The 15,812-nt window shown below is 72.2% G+C and carries 13 protein-coding genes; 9 read left to right on the forward strand and 4 right to left on the reverse strand.

Annotated features, from left to right (window positions below; genetic code table 11):
* Nucleotides 1–19: 19 nt before the first annotated feature.
* Nucleotides 20–901, forward strand: coding sequence for a cytochrome c oxidase subunit 3 (locus D3A60_RS12595; RefSeq protein ID WP_119719129.1), 882 nt, complete (start codon nt 20–22; stop codon nt 899–901).
* Between the two features lie 114 nt (nt 902–1,015).
* Here D3A60_RS12595 and D3A60_RS12600 read toward each other — a convergent pair whose 3' ends face one another.
* Nucleotides 1,016–1,234 (reverse strand): twin transmembrane helix small protein, encoded by a 219-nt coding sequence (locus D3A60_RS12600; RefSeq protein WP_119719130.1) that lies wholly within the window; start codon nt 1,232–1,234, stop codon nt 1,016–1,018.
* Nucleotides 1,235–1,318: 84 nt separating this feature from the next.
* Here D3A60_RS12600 and D3A60_RS12605 point away from each other — a divergent pair, with 84 nt between their 5' ends.
* From D3A60_RS12605 to D3A60_RS12625, 5 genes are all read left to right on the forward strand, one after another.
* Nucleotides 1,319–2,053, forward strand: coding sequence for an SURF1 family protein (locus D3A60_RS12605; RefSeq protein WP_407062786.1), 735 nt, complete (start codon nt 1,319–1,321; stop codon nt 2,051–2,053).
* Nucleotides 2,050–2,667: a hypothetical protein gene (locus D3A60_RS12610; protein ID WP_231120513.1), complete on the forward strand. Its 618-nt coding sequence runs from the start codon at nt 2,050–2,052 to the stop codon at nt 2,665–2,667. The genes D3A60_RS12605 and D3A60_RS12610 overlap by 4 nt, the downstream gene beginning before the upstream one ends.
* Nucleotides 2,668–2,742: 75 nt before the next feature.
* Nucleotides 2,743–3,891, forward strand: a complete 1,149-nt coding sequence (locus D3A60_RS12615) for a COX15/CtaA family protein (protein ID WP_119719132.1) — start codon at nt 2,743–2,745, stop codon at nt 3,889–3,891.
* An 11-nt stretch (nt 3,892–3,902) separates the two neighbouring features.
* Complete coding sequence (locus tag D3A60_RS12620) at nt 3,903–4,832, forward strand: heme o synthase (RefSeq protein ID WP_119719133.1); 930 nt, start codon at nt 3,903–3,905, stop codon at nt 4,830–4,832.
* A gap of 30 nt (nt 4,833–4,862) precedes the next feature.
* Entirely contained in the window at nt 4,863–6,167 is a 1,305-nt protein-coding gene (locus D3A60_RS12625) for a Xaa-Pro dipeptidase (RefSeq protein ID WP_119719134.1), read from the forward strand.
* Between the two features lie 94 nt (nt 6,168–6,261).
* On the opposite strand, the gene iadA is transcribed toward D3A60_RS12625, so the two are convergent.
* Both iadA and D3A60_RS12635 read right to left on the reverse strand, forming a co-directional pair.
* Nucleotides 6,262–7,401 carry a beta-aspartyl-peptidase gene (gene iadA, locus D3A60_RS12630; protein WP_119719135.1) on the reverse strand — a complete coding sequence of 380 codons (1,140 nt, stop codon included), beginning with the start codon at nt 7,399–7,401 and terminating at the stop codon, nt 6,262–6,264.
* Nucleotides 7,402–7,566: 165 nt separating this feature from the next.
* On the reverse strand, nt 7,567–10,350 hold the full coding sequence (locus D3A60_RS12635) for a TonB-dependent receptor (RefSeq protein WP_119719136.1): 2,784 nt from the start codon (nt 10,348–10,350) through the stop codon (nt 7,567–7,569).
* Between the two features lie 315 nt (nt 10,351–10,665).
* Between D3A60_RS12635 and D3A60_RS12640 the strand changes: the two genes are divergently transcribed.
* The 3 genes from D3A60_RS12640 to D3A60_RS12650 are packed head-to-tail and all read left to right on the forward strand — an operon-like array spanning nt 10,666 to nt 13,708.
* Complete coding sequence (locus D3A60_RS12640) at nt 10,666–11,664, forward strand: GlxA family transcriptional regulator (RefSeq protein ID WP_119719137.1); 999 nt, start codon at nt 10,666–10,668, stop codon at nt 11,662–11,664.
* Entirely contained in the window at nt 11,661–12,728 is a 1,068-nt protein-coding gene (locus D3A60_RS12645) for an arginine N-succinyltransferase (RefSeq protein ID WP_119719138.1), read from the forward strand. The genes D3A60_RS12640 and D3A60_RS12645 overlap by 4 nt, the downstream gene beginning before the upstream one ends.
* Nucleotides 12,725–13,708, forward strand: coding sequence for an arginine N-succinyltransferase (locus D3A60_RS12650; RefSeq protein ID WP_119719139.1), 984 nt, complete (start codon nt 12,725–12,727; stop codon nt 13,706–13,708). The genes D3A60_RS12645 and D3A60_RS12650 overlap by 4 nt, the downstream gene beginning before the upstream one ends.
* An 87-nt stretch (nt 13,709–13,795) precedes the next feature.
* On the opposite strand, the gene D3A60_RS12655 is transcribed toward D3A60_RS12650, so the two are convergent.
* Entirely contained in the window at nt 13,796–15,781 is a 1,986-nt protein-coding gene (locus D3A60_RS12655) for a S9 family peptidase (protein WP_196778743.1), read from the reverse strand.
* Between the last annotated feature and the right edge of the window lie 31 nt (nt 15,782–15,812).

Below are 15,812 nucleotides of genomic sequence, written 5' to 3' on the forward strand. Positions count from 1 at the left end.
CTCAACGGAACCCGCCGCCATGGCCCAAGTCCACGCCTCGCCAGACGCCAACGTCTACTACGTCCCGCACAGCAGCCGCTGGCCGTTCCTGGGTTCGATCGCGCTGTTCGTGACCATGCTCGGCGTCGCCAGCTGGCTCAACGAGGTCAGCTGGGGCAAGCCGGTGTTCTTCTTCGGCATCGCGCTGACGATCGGCGTGCTGGCGGCGTGGTTCACGGACGTGGTCCGCGAGTCGGTCGGCGGCAGCTACAACAAGCAGGTCGACACGTCGTTCCGGATGGGGATGGTGTGGTTCATCTTCTCCGAGGTGATGTTCTTCGCTGCGTTCTTCGGCGCGCTGTTCTACGCGCGCCAGTTCGCGCTGCCGTGGCTGGGCGGCGAGGGCGACGGCGTGGCGACCAACAACCTGCTCTGGGACGGCTTCGCCAGCGCGTGGCCGAGCAACGGCCCGGGCGCGGTCGGCGGCCAGTTCCAGACGATCCCCGCGTGGGGCCTGCCGCTGCTCAACACGCTGATCCTGCTGGCGTCGGGCGTGACGGTCACGATCGCGCACCACGCGCTCAAGGCCGGCCACCGCAAGCAGCTGCTGGTGTTCCTCGGCCTGACGGTCGCGCTGGGCTGCCTGTTCCTGTTCTACCAGGGCGAGGAGTACATCCACGCCTACAAGGAGCTGAACCTGACGCTCGGTTCGGGCATCTACGGCTCGACGTTCTTCATGCTGACCGGCTTCCACGGCCTGCACGTCACGCTCGGCACGATCATGCTGGCCGTGATCTGGTTCCGCTGCGCCAAGGGCCACTTCACCAAGGAGAACCACTTCGCGTTCGAGGCGGTGGCCTGGTACTGGCACTTCGTCGACGTGGTGTGGCTGGGCCTGTTCCTGTTCGTCTACGTGCTGTAAGGCGAACGACACCGCATCGCTCGGGCCGGCATCGCCGGCCCGTTGCGTCTGTGGGGCCCGGAAAAACGTATCAGTACGGCGTGCGCAGCGCGCGCGCGAGGTTCAGCGGCACGATCAGCGGCCGACGCCGTGCGGCTGGATCCAGCCCATTTTGATCGACAGGACCACGATCAGGATCAGCGCGACGGACAGCGCGATGCGGCGGGTCAGCGCGTTGACGGTGCGCTTGCTCTCGCCCTTGTCGACAAGCATGTAGTAGAGGCCGGCACCGAGGTTCCAGAGGATGACGACCAGGAACGCGATGATCAGCAGGGTCTTCAGGGAGTCGTTCATTGCGGCCTCCGGGGCGGTGCAGGGCCGCGGCGCGGCCGGTGGATTATCGCGCCTTTGCGCGGGACGGGCATGAGTCGCGTCGGGATGCACCGTCCCGGCATCCGTCGGCGGCACACGCTCACGATCGGCTGGACGCTGGCGCTGCTGGCGATCGCGCTGTTCGCGCGGCTCGGCTTCTGGCAGGCGCAGCGCGCGGACGAAAAGCAGGCGATGCTTGATGCCGCGTCGCGCGTGCTGGCCGAACGCCGCGCCGCGCCGCGCGATGCCGCCGCCGATGCCACGCGCGCCGGCGACTTCGACTGGTACGTGGCGCGCGGACGATTCGATGCGCGCCCGCCGCTGCTGCTCGACAACCAGCTGCGCGGCGGTCGCGCCGGCGTGCGCGTGTACCGGCTGTTTGCGCCGGACGGGGCCGCACAGTCCGTGCTGGTCGATCTGGGCTGGCTGCCGCTGGCCGGCGACCGCGCCTTGCCGACGCTCGACGCGCCGCCCGCAGGCGAGGTCGAGCTGCGCGGGCTGCTGGCGCCGCCGCCGTCGACCGGGCTGGCGGTCGGCGCGCCGCTGGCCCGGCGCGACGGTGCGTGGCTGATGAGCCGGTTCGATGCGCCGGCGATCGCCGCCGCGCTCGGGCAGGCGCCGGCGCCGCGCGTGCTGCGGCTCGATCCTGACCTGCCGCTGGGCTACACCCGCGACCTGGCGCTGCTCGCCAATACCCTGCCGCCCGACAAGCACCGCGGCTACGCGCTGCAGTGGTTCGCCCTCGCGCTTGCGGTGCTGGTCACCGCCGTGGTCCTCACCCTGAGAAAGAAATTCGCATGAGCGACGCCCAGCCGACTCCCCGCCCCGAACCCCAGCCCGACATCGACCCGCGCACGCGCCGCCGCAACCGGGTGATGCTGGTCGGCATCGCCGCGATCTTCATCGTGCCGATCCTGGTCGCGACCGCGATCAACGTGCTGGGCCTGCGCCCGGCGCCGACGCGCCAGCACGGCGAGCTGCTCGATCCGCGTCCCGACCTGCGCGAGCTGTCGCCGACGACGCTCGACGGCGGCCGCTACGGTTGGGACCCGGCGGCGCGACGCTGGCGGATCCTGCTGGCCCCGCCGGCCGGCTGCGACGCCGCGTGCCAGCGGCTCGGCGCCGACCTCGACAAGGTCTGGCAGCTGTTCGGCAAGGACGCCGACCGCGTCGACGTGCTGTGGCTGTGCGCGGCCGAGCGGTGCACCGTGGCCGACGGCGCGCAGCGCATCGCCACGCTGCGCACGCTGCGCCCCGACCCGGCGCTGCGCGCGCGGCTGCCGCAGGTGGACGACGCCCGCGGCACCCCGGTCTACGTGGTCGACCCGTACGGCTTCGTGGTGCTGCGCTACGCGCCGGGCACCGACCCCGGCGGGCTGCGCAGCGACGTCGCCCGGCTGATCAAGCTCAAATGACCGGGCCCGCGGCGCGCCACAGGCGCGCCGATGGTGCGCGTCTCCCTTTTCCCCTCGTCTTGTCGTGAGTCCCCCATGACCGTCCCGACCAAGCCTTCGGTTCACCGTCACTTCCACCGCGTCGCGTGGCTCGCGGTCGCACTGGCGCTGTGCGTGATCGTGTTCGGCGCCTTCGTGCGCCTGTCGCACGCCGGCCTCAGCTGCCCCGACTGGCCGACCTGCTACGGCCGCGCCACGTGGCCGCAGGGCGCGCACGAAGTCAGCGACGCCAGCCTCACCGACATCCGCCCGGTCGAAGTGGCCAAGGCGTGGCGCGAGCAGTTCCACCGCCACATCGCCGCCGGCCTCGGCCTGCTGGTGTTCGCGCTGGCGCTGATGGCCGCGCGCCGCCGCCGCTTCGGCCTCGCGCAGGTGATCGGCGCGGCCGGCCTGGTCGCCGTCGCGATTCCGCTGTACATGCAGGGCGCGCACGTCGCGTCGTCGGCGCTGGTCGTCGTGGCGGAGGCCATCCTGCTGCTGGCCGCGCTGCGCTGGAGCAACGTCGACCTGGCCCGCGCGTCGGCGCTGACGCTGGCGGTGATCATCTTCCAGGCGATGCTCGGCATGTGGACGGTCACCTGGCTGCTGAAGCCGGTGGTCGTGATGGCGCACCTGGTCGGCGGCCTGACGACGTTCTCGCTGCTGGTGTGGATGGCGTGGCGCGCGACCCACGCGCCGATCCTGCTGGCCGAGGCGCTGGCGATGCGCAAGCTGGTGATCGCCGGCATCGCGCTGACCGCGGTGCAGATCGCGCTCGGCGGATGGGTCAGCGCCAACTACGCCGCGCTGGCGTGCGGCAACGACTTCCCGACCTGCGTCGGCCAGTGGTGGCCGCGCCACGACTTCCGCGAGGGCTTCGTGCTGTGGCGCGGCATCGGCGTCGACTACGAGGGCGGCATCCTCGACGGCGAGGCCCGCATCGCGATCCAGCTCGCGCACCGGATGATGGCGGTGGTGGTGTTCGTCTACCTGCTGTGGCTGGCGGCGCGCCTGCTGGCGACCCCCGGCATGCGCGGCTGGGGCACGACCCTGGCCGTCGCGACCCTGGCCCAGGTCGCGCTCGGCATCGCCAACGTCAAGCTCGGGCTGCCGCTGTGGGTCGCGACGCTGCACAATGCGGGCGCCGTGGTGCTGCTGTTCGTGCTGGTCTCGCTGCTCGCACGCCTGCGCCCGCCCCAACCGTGAGTCCCGCCCCGATGCGCGCCACCGTTCGCCAGTACTGGGACCTGACCAAGCCGCGCGTCGTCGCGCTGATCGTGTTCACCGCGCTGGTCGGGATGTTCCTGGCGATCGACGGCCTGCCGACGCGCGACGAGCTGGTCCGCGGCGCGCTCGGCTTCCTCGGCATCTGGCTGGCCGCGTCGAGCGCGGCGGCGATCAACCAGCTGCTCGACGCGCGCATCGACGCGAAGATGGCGCGGACCTCGTGGCGGCCGATCGTCGCCGGCCAGGTCACCCCGGAGCAGGCGCTAGTGTTCGCCCTCGTCCTGGCGCTGGCGTCGATGGTGGTGCTGATGGTGTGGGTCAACGCGATCACCGCGTGGCTGACGTTCGCCTCGCTGATCGGCTACGCGGTCATCTACACCGTGTTCCTGAAGCGCGCGACCCCGCAGAACATCGTGATCGGCGGCATCGCCGGCGCCGCGCCGCCGCTGCTGGGCTGGTCGGCGATCACCGGCATGCAGGGCGAGTGGGACTGGGCGCACGCGCTGCTGCTGGTACTTATCATCTTCGTGTGGACGCCGCCGCACTTCTGGGCCCTGGCGATCTTCCGCCGCGACGACTACGCGCGCGCGATGGTGCCGATGCTGCCGGTCACCCACGGCGTCACCTACACGCGCTGGCAGATCCTGCTGTACACGTGGCTGCTGGTCGCCGCGACCGTGCTGCCGTGGGCCGCCGGCATGAGCGGGCTGTTCTACCTCGGCGGCGCGCTGGTGCTCGGCGCGGTGTTCCTGTGGTACGCGTGGCGGCTGCTCGACCCGCCGGACGAGCTGTTCGCGATGCGGACGTTCAACTTCTCGATCGTCTACCTGATGGCGCTGTTCGCGTTCCTGCTGGTCGACCACTGGCTGATGCCGTGGCTGGAGCCCGCGCCGCTGCTCGAGTTCCAGCCGCTGCGCTGACGCGCGCGGCCTTCCTTCGACGGACTTCCCATGCCCAACGCCTTCCGCCGCCTCCCGCGCACGCTGCTGCTTGCGCTCGTCCTCGCCAGCCCGGCGGCGGCCGCGCAGCCGGTCGCCGACACGGTGGTGATCACCGCCGCGCGCCTGCTCGACGTGCGCAGCGGCCGCTACGTCGAGCAGCCGCAGCTGCTGGTGCGCGACGGCCGGGTCGTGTCGATCGAACGCGCCGGCGCGCCCGTGCCCGACGGCGCGCGCCGCGTCGACCTGGCCGGCCTGACGCTGGTGCCGGGCCTGATCGACATGCACACGCACCTGGACTCCGACCCGAGCTACGGCGGCTACACCGGGCTGCAGTTCAGCGACCGCTTCTGGTCGATGCTCGCGGTCAAGCACGCCGAGCGCACGCTGATGGCCGGCTTCACCACCGTGCGCAACGTCGGCTCCGACGCGTGGAACGACGTCGGCCTGCGCGAGGCCATCGACGAGGGCAAGGTGCCCGGTCCGCGCGTGGTGTCGGCGGCGTACTCGTTCGGCGCGACCGGCGGCCACTGCGATTCGACCTACTTCCCGCCGTCGATGGCGCAGAAGAGCCCGTACAACGCCGACAGCCCGGAGGAGGCGCGCAAGGTCGTGCGCGAGCTGCGCAAGTACGGCGCGCGCGTGATCAAGGTCTGCGCGACCGGCGGCGTGTTCTCGCGCAACACCGAGCCGGGCCAGCAGCAGATGTCGCTGGCCGAGATGCAGGCGGTCGCCGACGAGGCCCACCAGTGGGGCCTGAAGGTCGCCGCGCACGCGCACGGCGCGGCCGGCATCAAGGACGCGATCCGCGCCGGCATCGACACGATCGAGCACGCCAGCCTGATCGACGACGAGGGCATCCGCTTGGCGAAGCAGCGCGGCGCGTGGCTGTCGATGGACATCTACAACACCGAGTACACCCAGGCCGAGGGCAAGAAGAACGGCGTGCTCGAGGACAACCTGCGCAAGGACCGCGAGATCGCCGACCTGCAGCGCGAGAACTTCCGCCGCGCGCACGCGGCCGGCGCGAAGATGGTCTACGGCACCGACGCTGGCATCTACCCGCACGGCGACAACGCGCGGCAGCTGGCGGTGATGGTGCGCTACGGCATGTCGCCGCTGCAGGCGATCCAGTCGGCGACGCTCAACGCCTCGCAGGCGCTGGGCCGGGACGACGTCGGCGTGCTCGAGGCCGGCCGCTGGGCCGACCTGGTCGCCGTCGCGGGCGATCCGCTGGCCGACGTGCGCGTGCTCGAGACGGTGCCGGTGGTGATCAAGGGCGGCGCCGTGGTCAAGGACGCGCGCACGGGGGACTAACGCGACAGCCTTCCTCGGCGACGCCCAAAAAAGAACCCGAGGGCCCGCCGCGCGCGGAGAGATGCGACGGCGCGGTGGCCCCCGGGCCGGGAAATCAGCCGGCGGCGGGGTGCCAGTGCCCGCCGGCGACGGTCGCGCGCAGCGCCAGCGTGTCCGGATCGAGCAGCACCAGGTCGGCATCGGCGCCGACCCGCAGTTCGCCCTTGCGCGGCAGGCCCCACACCGCGGCCGGGGAGCGCGTCACCGTCGCCAGCGCCTGCTCGAACGTGACCCCGTGCGCGTGCACCGCGGCGACCAGCGCCTCGTGCAGGCTGCGCACCGGCGCGATGCCGAGCTCCAGCAGTGTCCCGTCCGCGGCGAAGTGCGGCAGGCTGGCCTGGCCGTCGGAGCTGATCGTGATCCGCGCCGCCGGTACGCCCGCGTCGAGCAGCTCGGCCAGCGCCGCGGCGGCCGGGACGTCGCCGGCCTCGACCAGCGCCGGCGTGGTGCCGGCGGTCAGGTCGACGCTGCCGCCGCGTGCGACCCACGCCGGCGCCTTGCGCAGCAGCTGGCGGTTGCGGTTGACGTGGGTCGGGTGCCACTGCGACGGCGGCAGCGGGAAGTGGTCGCTGACCTCGTGCAGCAGCGCCAGGCCCTCATCGGCATCGCCGACGTGGACCAGCACGGTGCCGCGCTTGCCCGCGAGCATGCCGCCGACGCGCGCGTCGGCGCCGATCCGCGCCAGCTCGCCGGCGGACGGCTGCGAGCCGCGGTGGTCGGCGATCGCGATCTCGCCGACGCCGAGGATGTCGGGCACCAGCACCAGGTCGTCGCGCACGCTGCCGGTCAGCGTCGCCACCGGCACCCGGTAGCTGCCGGTCAGCGCGTAGGCGCTGAGGCCGTGCGCCGACAGCGCGCGCGCGCAGGCCAGCAGGTCGGCGTGGCTGCGGGTGACGTCGTCGGTCCCGAGCGCGCCGATCAGCGTGGTGACGCCTGCGGCGAGCGCGTCGCCGGCCGACAGCGCCGGCGTGCGCGTGGCGAAGCCGCCCTCGCCGCCGCCGCCGGACAGGTGCACCAGCGAGTCGACGAAGCCGGGGCAGGTGAGCGCGCCGTCGGCGTCGATCGTCTCGTGCGGCAGGTCGAAGCGCAGGTCGGCCTGCATCGCGAGGATCCGGCCGGCGCCGAGCAGCACGTCCATCCGCCCGAGCGGCGTGGGCGCGTGCACCTGCGCGTTGCGGATCAGCACGAACGTCATGGGGGTCCTTGGGGCAGGGAGGCGAGGCGCGGCGGCGTTCGCGCGCGCCTCGACGGCAGATGGAGTGACGGCGACGCGGGAGGCGCGTCGGCCGCTGGACGCGCACCGCGCCCCGGGCGGACCCGGGGCGCGGCGAATGCACGACGCCGGCTCAGCGGAGCTTGATCAGCGGAACTTGTAGTCAAGCCCGATGTAGAACGAACGGCCGCGCGGGTCGGTGTAGGTCGGGTCGTACGAGGCGAGGAAGTAGTACGCCTGGTTCGAGAACGGCGGGTCGGTGTCGAGCAGGTTCAGCACGCCGGCGCGCACGCGCAGGCGCTCGCTGGCCTGCCAGCTGCCGGTCAGGTCCCACAGCGAGTACGCCTCGACGTCGCGCGACGGCAGCAGCTCGTCGCTGACCGGGTCGTAGGTCGTGTTCTGGTCGCGGTAGCCGGACGAGTAGCTGTTGGCCAGGCTCAGGCCGAACGCGCCCTTGTCCCAGTTGAGGCTGACGCGGTGGCGCCAGCGCTGGATCACCTGGTCGTTGAGGAACACGCCGAGATTGCTGCGGAACGGCTCCAGCGGCCCGAACTGGCGCTCGTACTCGAGCACGTACGTGCCCGACACGTCGATGCCGAACCGGCCCCACGCGCCGTCGGCGGTGCTGGCGCTGGCGGTCAGGTCGATGCCGGAGGTGCGCAGTTCGCCCTGGTTCTCCTTCTGCAGCAGGATGTTGGTGATGAAGCCGTCGGCGTCGCGCTCGATGTAGGTGCCGTCGTACTTGTCCGGGCTCTCGAGGATGATCTGCTCGCCGAGCGTGCTGATCACGTCGGTCTTCTCGATGTTCCAGTAGTCCAGCCCGACGCTGTAGCGGTCGTTCGGCGCGAACACGACGCCGAACGAGTACTGGGTCGACTCCTCGGGCTTGAGGTTCGGGTTGCTGCGGCGCTCGACCGGCCACTGGTCGGTGCACAGATCGATCGAGCCTTCGATGTCGACGCAGCCCGGGTCGGTCAGGAAGCTCGACGCGGTGCCGAACGTGGTCGGGCGGTACAGGTCGTCCAGCGACGGCGCGCGGAAGCCGGTGCCGGCCGACGCGCGCACCAGCAGCTCGGGGATCGGCTGCCAGCGCATGCCGAGCTTCGGGTTGACGGTCGAGCCCACGCGCCCGCTGTAGTCGTCGTAGCGCAGCGCGGCCTGCAGTTCGAACGTGCTGGTGAACGGCGCGACGAACTCGACGTAGGCCGAACCGACCTCGCGCTCGCGGAACGTCGGCACGATGTCCGAGCCGTCGCCGCTGCTGTCGCGGTCGCCGGCGATGTTGTTGCTCAGCAGCAGCGCCGACGGGGTGAAGCGCTGCGATTCGGTGCGGTACTCGGCGCCGAGCGCCATGCCCAGGCTGCCGCCGGCCAGGTCGAACAGCGGCCGCGACAGGTTGACGTCCCAGCTCTCGGTGATGCCTTCGGACTTGCGCGCGGTGTCGCGGATGGTGATCGAGTCGATGTAGTCGCGGCCGGCCTGCGACGATGGGCCGAACGGGTTGATCAGCCCGCTGCGCACGCCGGCGTCGAACGCGTCGAACAGCACGTAGCCGTCGACGTAGCGGTCGGCGACCTTATTCTTGCTGTAGCTGTAGGCGGTGTCGTAGCTCCACTCGCCGAACGCGCCCTCGAGGCCGGCGACGTAGCGCTGGCCGTCGCTGGTGACCTCGTTGGTGCGGTTGCCGGCTTCGGTCATGCGGTAGCGGATCCCGCTGAACGTGGTGAAGCCGGCGGCCGTCAGCGCGTTGCGGTACGCCGTCGGCAGCACCGAGACCGGCAGGTTGCGGATGCGCTGCGGGTTCGGGCTCAGCCGGTAGGTCGTGTCGGCGCTGGTGTAGACGGCCTCGACGAAGGCGCGGTGCGCATCGTTGAGCGCGAACGTGCCGCGGCCGACGAAGCCGAGCTTGCTCGCCTCCGGGTACAGCTCGGTGTCGCGCATGTAGTCGTAGCTGCACGCGAGCGGGCCGCCCGGGCCTTCCGGCGCGTACACGGTCGCCGGCGGGTTGCACTCGGGCGAGCTCGGGTTGATGCGGTTGCGCGTGGCGCCGGCCGGCAGCAGCCCGGCGGCGATCAGCGCATTGCGCTGCGCGCTGCTGATGTCGATGTTGGCCGGGTAGGTGTTCGACGACATCAGCGCCGGCAGGAACTCGGCCAGCGGCCGCTCCTGGATGAAGTCGCGCTGGCTCGAGCGCAGCGAGCCGAGCTCCTGCAGGTCGAGCACGCCGAACAGGTTGAAGCGGTCGGTGTCGAGGTCGCCATACCCGCCGCTCAGCGTGACGGTCTGCTTGTCGGCGCCGCCTTCCTGGGTGTCGGCCGCCGACACGCTCAGGTCGACGCCCTGGTAGTCCTTGCGGGTGATGAAGTTGATGACGCCGCCGATCGCATCGGTGCCGTAGACCGCCGAGGCGCCGTCCTTCAGCACCTCGACGCGCTCGATCGCGCCGGCCGGGATGGTGTTGAGGTCGACCGCCGAGGTGTCGCCGGGCGAGGCGAAGTTGGCCAGCCGCCGGCCGTTGAGCAGCACCAGCGTGCTCGATGCGCCGATGCCGCGCAGGTTCGCGCCGTTGAGGCCGCGCTGGCCCGAGGTGCCGTCGGTGATGCTGATGCCGTCGCTGATCGGCGCGGTGTTGGCCGACAGCGTCTTGACCAGCTCGGCCGCGGTGGTGACGCCGCGCTTGGCGATCTCCTGGCGGCTGATCGTCTCGACCGGCAGCGCGGTCTCGGCGTCGGTGCGCTTGACGCGCGAGCCGGTGACGGTGACCGCGTCGAGCGCGGTGACCTCGTCGCTGGCCGCCGGCGCGGCCGGCGCGTCCTGCGCCACGGCCGAGTGCTGCGCGAGGATCGCGCTGCAACAGGCGGCCAGGATCCAGCTGGACTTGCGCACGAGGCGCGTGGAGCGGCGCGTGGAGCGCGGAACGACAACGGTCATGCGATCGATCTCCCCGGGTGGTCATTGCCGTCGGCAACGGTGGAACGCCGTCACGTGCGGCAAGCCGGTGCGTGCGGTCGATTGGGGTCGGACTGTAGTGGCTCGATTCCGGCGCGCATGGGCCGATCGGCGGCGTTGTCGCGTGTCGACAACTTGCTGTCGCTTTCATGAAAACGACATCGCCGCGGTGTAGCGCGCGTCGACTTGCACGAATGCGACACCGATTTGCGCAATCGCACCGCGCGCTGCTTGCCGCGTCGACGGACGCGATCGGCGCGTCCGGCCGCGCGCTGCAACTCGGGTACATTGCGCCCCATGCACGATCCGGCCCACCGCCTCGGCTTCGTCCTGCTGCCGGGCTGCGGCCTGATGGCAGCGGGCGCGGCGTTCGACGCGCTGCGCGCGGCCAACGCGTGGACCGACGGCGTGCGCTACCAGCCGCTGCTGCTGTCGGCCGGCAACGACGACGACGGCGCGCTGCCGCTGCCCCCGCTCGCCGATGCGCCGCCCCTGCACGGACTGTTCGTGGTCGCCGCGCGGCTGCCCGACGCCGGCGAGGCGCTGCCGCCGGGGCTCGACGCGGCGCTGGCGAAGGTCGACGCCGGCGGCGGCGTGCTCGGCGGGATCGGCACCGGCGCGGCGTGGCTCGCCCACGCCGGCCGGCTCGACGGCCACCGCTGCACGGTCCCGGCGCGCCACGCCGAAGCGGTGTCGGCGCGCTACCCCGGCGTCACCGTGTCGCGCCACCTGTACGAGCTCAACCGCGCGCGCGCGACCTGCGCGCATGGCACCGCCAGCCTCGACATGGCGATCGCGTGGCTCGGGCAGCGTCACGGCCACGAGCTGGTGCAGCAGCTGCTGATGCACTTCGGCCTCGAGCGCCTGCGCCCGAGCGACGAGCCGCAGCACGCGTCGCGCCCGGCGATGCTGCGCGCGAACCCGAAGCTGGCCGAGGCGATCGCGCTGATGGAAGCCAACATCGGCGAGCCGCTGTCGACCCAGGACATCGCGACGCTGATCGGCGTCTCGCGGCGCCAGCTCGAGCGGCTGTTCAAGCAGCACCTCGATACGCTGCCGTCGCGCTGGTACCTGGAGAAGCGACTCGATCACGCCCGCAGGCTGCTGCAGCAGACCTCGCGCTCGATCCTGCAGATCGGGCTGAGCAGCGGCTTCTCGTCCGGAGCGCACTTCTCCAACGCGTACCGCGCCTGCTACGGACGCACGCCGCGCGACGAGCGCAGCGCGCGCGCCGTCGCCTGGCGCGACGCCGCCACCGACACCACGAGGGCCGAGCGGCCCGGGACACCCGCATGACCAACCACGACGCCCTCGACCCCGGCCGCTTCGTGCTGCGCCCGTGCGCGCCCGAGGACCTGCCGGCGCTGCGCCGCTTCGCCGCCGCCAGCGCGCACGGCATCACCACGCTGCCCAACGACGCGGCCGCGCTCGAGTCGCGGCTGGAGCGCTCGCTGCAGTCGTTCGCCACCGACGACACCAGCGGCGAGGAGATCTACCTATTCGTGCTCGAGGACCAGGCCGCCGGCCGCATCGTCGGCACCAGCGGCATCGGCGCGCGCGCCGGCTTCTCCGACCGCTTCTACACCTACCGCAACGAGTTCGTGGTCCAGCGCAGCGACGTGCTCGCCACCACCAACCGCATCCACACGCTCCACCTGTGCCACCACCTGACCGGGGTGACGCTGCTGACCTCGTTCTACCTCGACGCCGACTACCACGACACGCTCGCGCCGCAGCTGCTGTCGCGCGCGCGGCTGCTGTTCATCGCCCAGCACGCCGACCGCTTCTCCGACCGCATCGCGGCCGAAAGCCCGGGGCTGGCCGACGACAGCGGGCGCTGTCCGTTCTGGGACGCGGTCGGGCGGCGCTTCTTCGACATGGACTATCCGACCGTCGAGCGCCTCGCCGGCGGCCGCAGCAAGTCGTTCATCGCCGAGCTGATGCCGGCGTCGCCGATCTACGTGCCGCTGCTGCCCGACGCCGCGCAGTGGGCGATCGGCCAGCTGCACCCGGAGGCCGAGCTGCCGTTCTCGATCCTGCTCGACGAGGGCTTCGACGCCGACACCTACGTCGACATCTTCGACGCGGGTCCGACCGTGCAGGAGCGGCTGGGCATGCTGAAGACGGTCGCGCGATCGCAACTGCTGCGGGTCGCGGCCGGCGACGCGGGCACCGCGCAGCCGCGCCTGCACCTGGTCGCCAACACCGCGCTGCAGTCGTTCCGGGCGACGCTGGCGCTGGGCGCGGCCGGCCCGGCCGGCGCGGCGTTCGACGCCGAGGCCGCGCAGCGCGCCGGCGTCGCGCCGGGCGAGCTGGTGCGCATCGCCGAACTCGACGCGACGATCGGAGAAGCCGCATGAGCCCGCTGCGCCTACGTCCGGCCCGGAACGACGAATGGACGACGCTGCCCGCCTCGCTGCGCGAGTGCGCCGCGCCCGATCCGGGGCTCGACTGCGCCGACGACGCGCTGCTGGTGGTCGAGGCCGCGCGAGACGGCGGCTTCGATGCGCCGATCGCCTGCGTGCGCGTGCGCCGCGCGATCGGCCTGCGCCAGCCGCGCTACTGGTACCACGTCGGCTGCGCGATGCGCGTGGCCACCGAGCTGAACCTGCATCACCGCGACCGCGTGCTGTCGCTGGGCAACGACCACACCGGCGCGACCGAGCTTTGCGCGATCGCCGTGGACGCGGAGCGCACGGACGATGCGATGCGCGACGCCGCGCTGCAGCTGCTGGTCGACGGCGCGCTGGCGTGGGCGTGGCGCGACGTGGCCGACGGCCCCCTCGACGCGCGCGTCATTGTCGAACTGCCCGGGCTCCGCGCGGCGGGGCGCTCGCCGTTCTGGCACGGCCTCGGCCGCCACTTCTACGGCGGCGATCCGCGCGCGGCGGTGCAGCGGCACGGCGCGCTGTGGCGCACCCACGTCGCCGCGCTGCTGCCGCAGCACCCGCTGGTGGCGTCGCTGCTCGATGCGGACGCACAGGCCGCGATCGGCGCGGTGCCGGCCGAGGCCGAGCCGCTGCGCGCCGCGCTCGATGCCGCCGGGCTGCGCCGCGGCGACCACGTCACCATCGACGAGGGCGGTGCGGTCTACGTCGGCGAGTTGGCTCGGATGCCGGCGATCGCGGCGCTGCGGCCGCGCACGTTGCGCGTCGACGCCGGCATCGATGCCGACGCCGCGGGCGCCGACGCGTGCCTGCTGCTGCACGGCGACGCGGCATGGCGCATGCCGGCGCGGGTGGATGACGGGACGGTGCGCATCGCGCCCCGCGACGCCGCCGCAGTCGGCCTGGCCGACGGCGCGCGGGTTGACGCCTCTGATCTGGGCGGCCGACGCTAGCGTTGCGCCGCGCCTGCGCGGAGCCCCGCACGAAGAAGCCCGCCGATGGCGGGCTTCTTCGTCGACAGGCCGGTCGCGCGCCGGGCGCTAGTCGCCCAGCAGGTGCTGCTGCCAGAACAGCACCGTCGCGGCGTTGAAGTAGTCGCTATTGGCCTTCTTGCGGAAGCCGTGGCCCTCGTCGGCGTACTCGAGGTACCACACCGGCTGGCCGTTGGCGCGCACCGCTTTCACGATCTGCTCGGCTTCGGTGTACGGCACGCGCGGGTCGTTGCGGCCCTGGGCGACGAACAGCGGCGCGCGGATCTTCGACGCGTTCCGGAGCGGGCTGATGCGCTCGAACACCGCGGCCATCGCCGGGTCGCGCTCGTCGCCGTACTCGGCGCGGCGCAGGTCGCGGCGGTAGCTCTCGGTGTTCTTCAGGAAGGTGCCGAAGTGCGAGATGCCGACCACGTCGACGCCGGCGCGCACGCGCTCGGGGTAGTTGGTCAGCGTCGCCAGCGTCATGTAGCCGCCGTAGCTGCCGCCGATCACGCCGACCCGGGAGGCGTCGAGCTCCGGCTGCCGGGAGATCCATTCGAGCAGCGCGCCGATGTCCTTGACCGAGTCCTCGCGCTTCTCGGCGTTGTCGAGCGCCAGGTACGACTTGCCGTAGCCCGACGAGCCGCGCACGTTGGGCACCAGCATCGCCACGCCGAGTTCGTTGGCGAGGAACTGCGCTGTCGGGTTGAACGTCGGCAGCGACTGCGCCTCCGGCCCGCCGTGGATGTTGATCACCACCGGCAGCTTCCTCCCCGCCGGTACGTTGGCCGGGCGGTAGTAGAACGCCGGGATCGTGCGCGGCTGCCCGTCGACGGTGTCGAAGGTCGGGTAGCGCACCAGCGTCGGCTCGACGAACGTCGCCGGGTCGAGCCCGCCGACTTCGCTGCGCGTCCAGCGCGCCAGCGCGCCGCGCGCGAGGTCGATCACGTGCACGTCGCTCGGCGATGTCGCCGAGTTCAGGCTGATCGCCAGCCGCGTGCCGTCCGGCGAGAACGCGCCGGTGTCGATCACGCCGACCGGCAGCGCCGGCAGTGCGACCGGCCGGTGGTCGGGGATCGTGCGCACGTGCAGCTTCGAGATGCCGTCCTCGTTGCTGGTGAATGCCAGGTGCCTGCCGTCGTCGGCGATCACCAGGCCCGACACGTCCCACGGGATGCCGGCGCTCAGCACGGTGAGCTTGCCAGTCGCCGGATCGTGGTGGCGCAGCGAGCTGAATTCCTGCGGCTTGCCGTCGATCGGCTCGTCGGAGATGAAGTACACGCCGCGGCCGTCGGGCGCGAACGCGAAGCCGTCGAACGAGGCCTTGCCGCCGTCGACCGGGAACAGCTCGAGCTTGCCGGTGGCGACGTCGACGACGCCCGGGTAGGACTCGGCCGCCGACACGTACTTCATCACCAGCAGGCGCCGGCCGTCGGGCGAGAAGTCCATCGCCGCCCAGCTGCCGCCCTCGGTCAGCAGCGCGCGCGACCGGCCGGTGGCGACGTCGCGCACCCACACGTCGCGGTCGGTGCCGTTGCGCGCGGTGCTCGCGTAGGCGATGCGCGCACCGTCGCGGCTGAACACCGTGCCGCCGTTCTGCGAGCGCTTGCCGTCGGTCAGCAGCGTCGTCGCGCGGCTGTCGAAGTCGAACCAGTACAGCTGCGAGAACTCGTCGCCGCCCTTGTCCTTGGCGAACACGAAGCCGTTGGCCTTCGCCGCCGCGGGCACCGGCGTGATCCCGGCGACCGGCTCGGGGTAGAACGTCAGCTGCTCGCGCATCCCCAGCGGCTGGCACACGCGGTGCACCTGCGCGGTTTCGGCGAAGCGCGTGCTGACCAGCAGGCAGCCGTCTCGGGTCCAGCCGGCGACGCCGGCGCCGCGCGTGTTCTGGTAGCGATTGAGCTGTTCGACCAGCGCCGGCGGCAGCGCCGGGATGTTCTCGCTGGTGCGGTTGCCGACGGTTTCGCGCTGCACCGCCGGCGCCTGCGCGAACGCGGCGCTGCAGGCGAGGGCGACGAACAGGGCGGACAGCAGGGCGGTGCGGCGCAGGTGCATGGCGGATTCCCCGGGGAGCAGGCCGCGAGGG

The organism is Cognatilysobacter tabacisoli (genome assembly GCF_003586305.1).
Taxonomy (GTDB): Bacteria; Pseudomonadota; Gammaproteobacteria; order Xanthomonadales; family Xanthomonadaceae; genus Cognatilysobacter_A; species Cognatilysobacter_A tabacisoli.

Bases quoted from the DNA above. Each gene is read 5' to 3' on its own strand.
- D3A60_RS12640 (WP_119719137.1), top strand. From the start codon at position 10,666: ATGCACGATCCGGCCCACCGCCTCGGCTTCGTCCTGCTGCCGGGCTGC.
- D3A60_RS12635 (WP_119719136.1), bottom strand. From the start codon at position 10,350: ATGACCGTTGTCGTTCCGCGCTCCACGCGCCGCTCCACGCGCCTCGTG.
- D3A60_RS12650 (WP_119719139.1), top strand. From the start codon at position 12,725: ATGAGCCCGCTGCGCCTACGTCCGGCCCGGAACGACGAATGGACGACG.
- D3A60_RS12615 (WP_119719132.1), top strand. From the start codon at position 2,743: ATGACCGTCCCGACCAAGCCTTCGGTTCACCGTCACTTCCACCGCGTC.
- D3A60_RS12595 (WP_119719129.1), top strand. From the start codon at position 20: ATGGCCCAAGTCCACGCCTCGCCAGACGCCAACGTCTACTACGTCCCG.
- D3A60_RS12605 (WP_407062786.1), top strand. From the start codon at position 1,319: ATGCACCGTCCCGGCATCCGTCGGCGGCACACGCTCACGATCGGCTGG.
- iadA (WP_119719135.1), bottom strand. From the start codon at position 7,401: ATGACGTTCGTGCTGATCCGCAACGCGCAGGTGCACGCGCCCACGCCG.
- D3A60_RS12625 (WP_119719134.1), top strand. From the start codon at position 4,863: ATGCCCAACGCCTTCCGCCGCCTCCCGCGCACGCTGCTGCTTGCGCTC.
- D3A60_RS12655 (WP_196778743.1), bottom strand. From the start codon at position 15,781: ATGCACCTGCGCCGCACCGCCCTGCTGTCCGCCCTGTTCGTCGCCCTC.
- D3A60_RS12620 (WP_119719133.1), top strand. From the start codon at position 3,903: ATGCGCGCCACCGTTCGCCAGTACTGGGACCTGACCAAGCCGCGCGTC.
- D3A60_RS12645 (WP_119719138.1), top strand. From the start codon at position 11,661: ATGACCAACCACGACGCCCTCGACCCCGGCCGCTTCGTGCTGCGCCCG.
- D3A60_RS12610 (WP_231120513.1), top strand. From the start codon at position 2,050: ATGAGCGACGCCCAGCCGACTCCCCGCCCCGAACCCCAGCCCGACATC.
- D3A60_RS12600 (WP_119719130.1), bottom strand. From the start codon at position 1,234: ATGAACGACTCCCTGAAGACCCTGCTGATCATCGCGTTCCTGGTCGTC.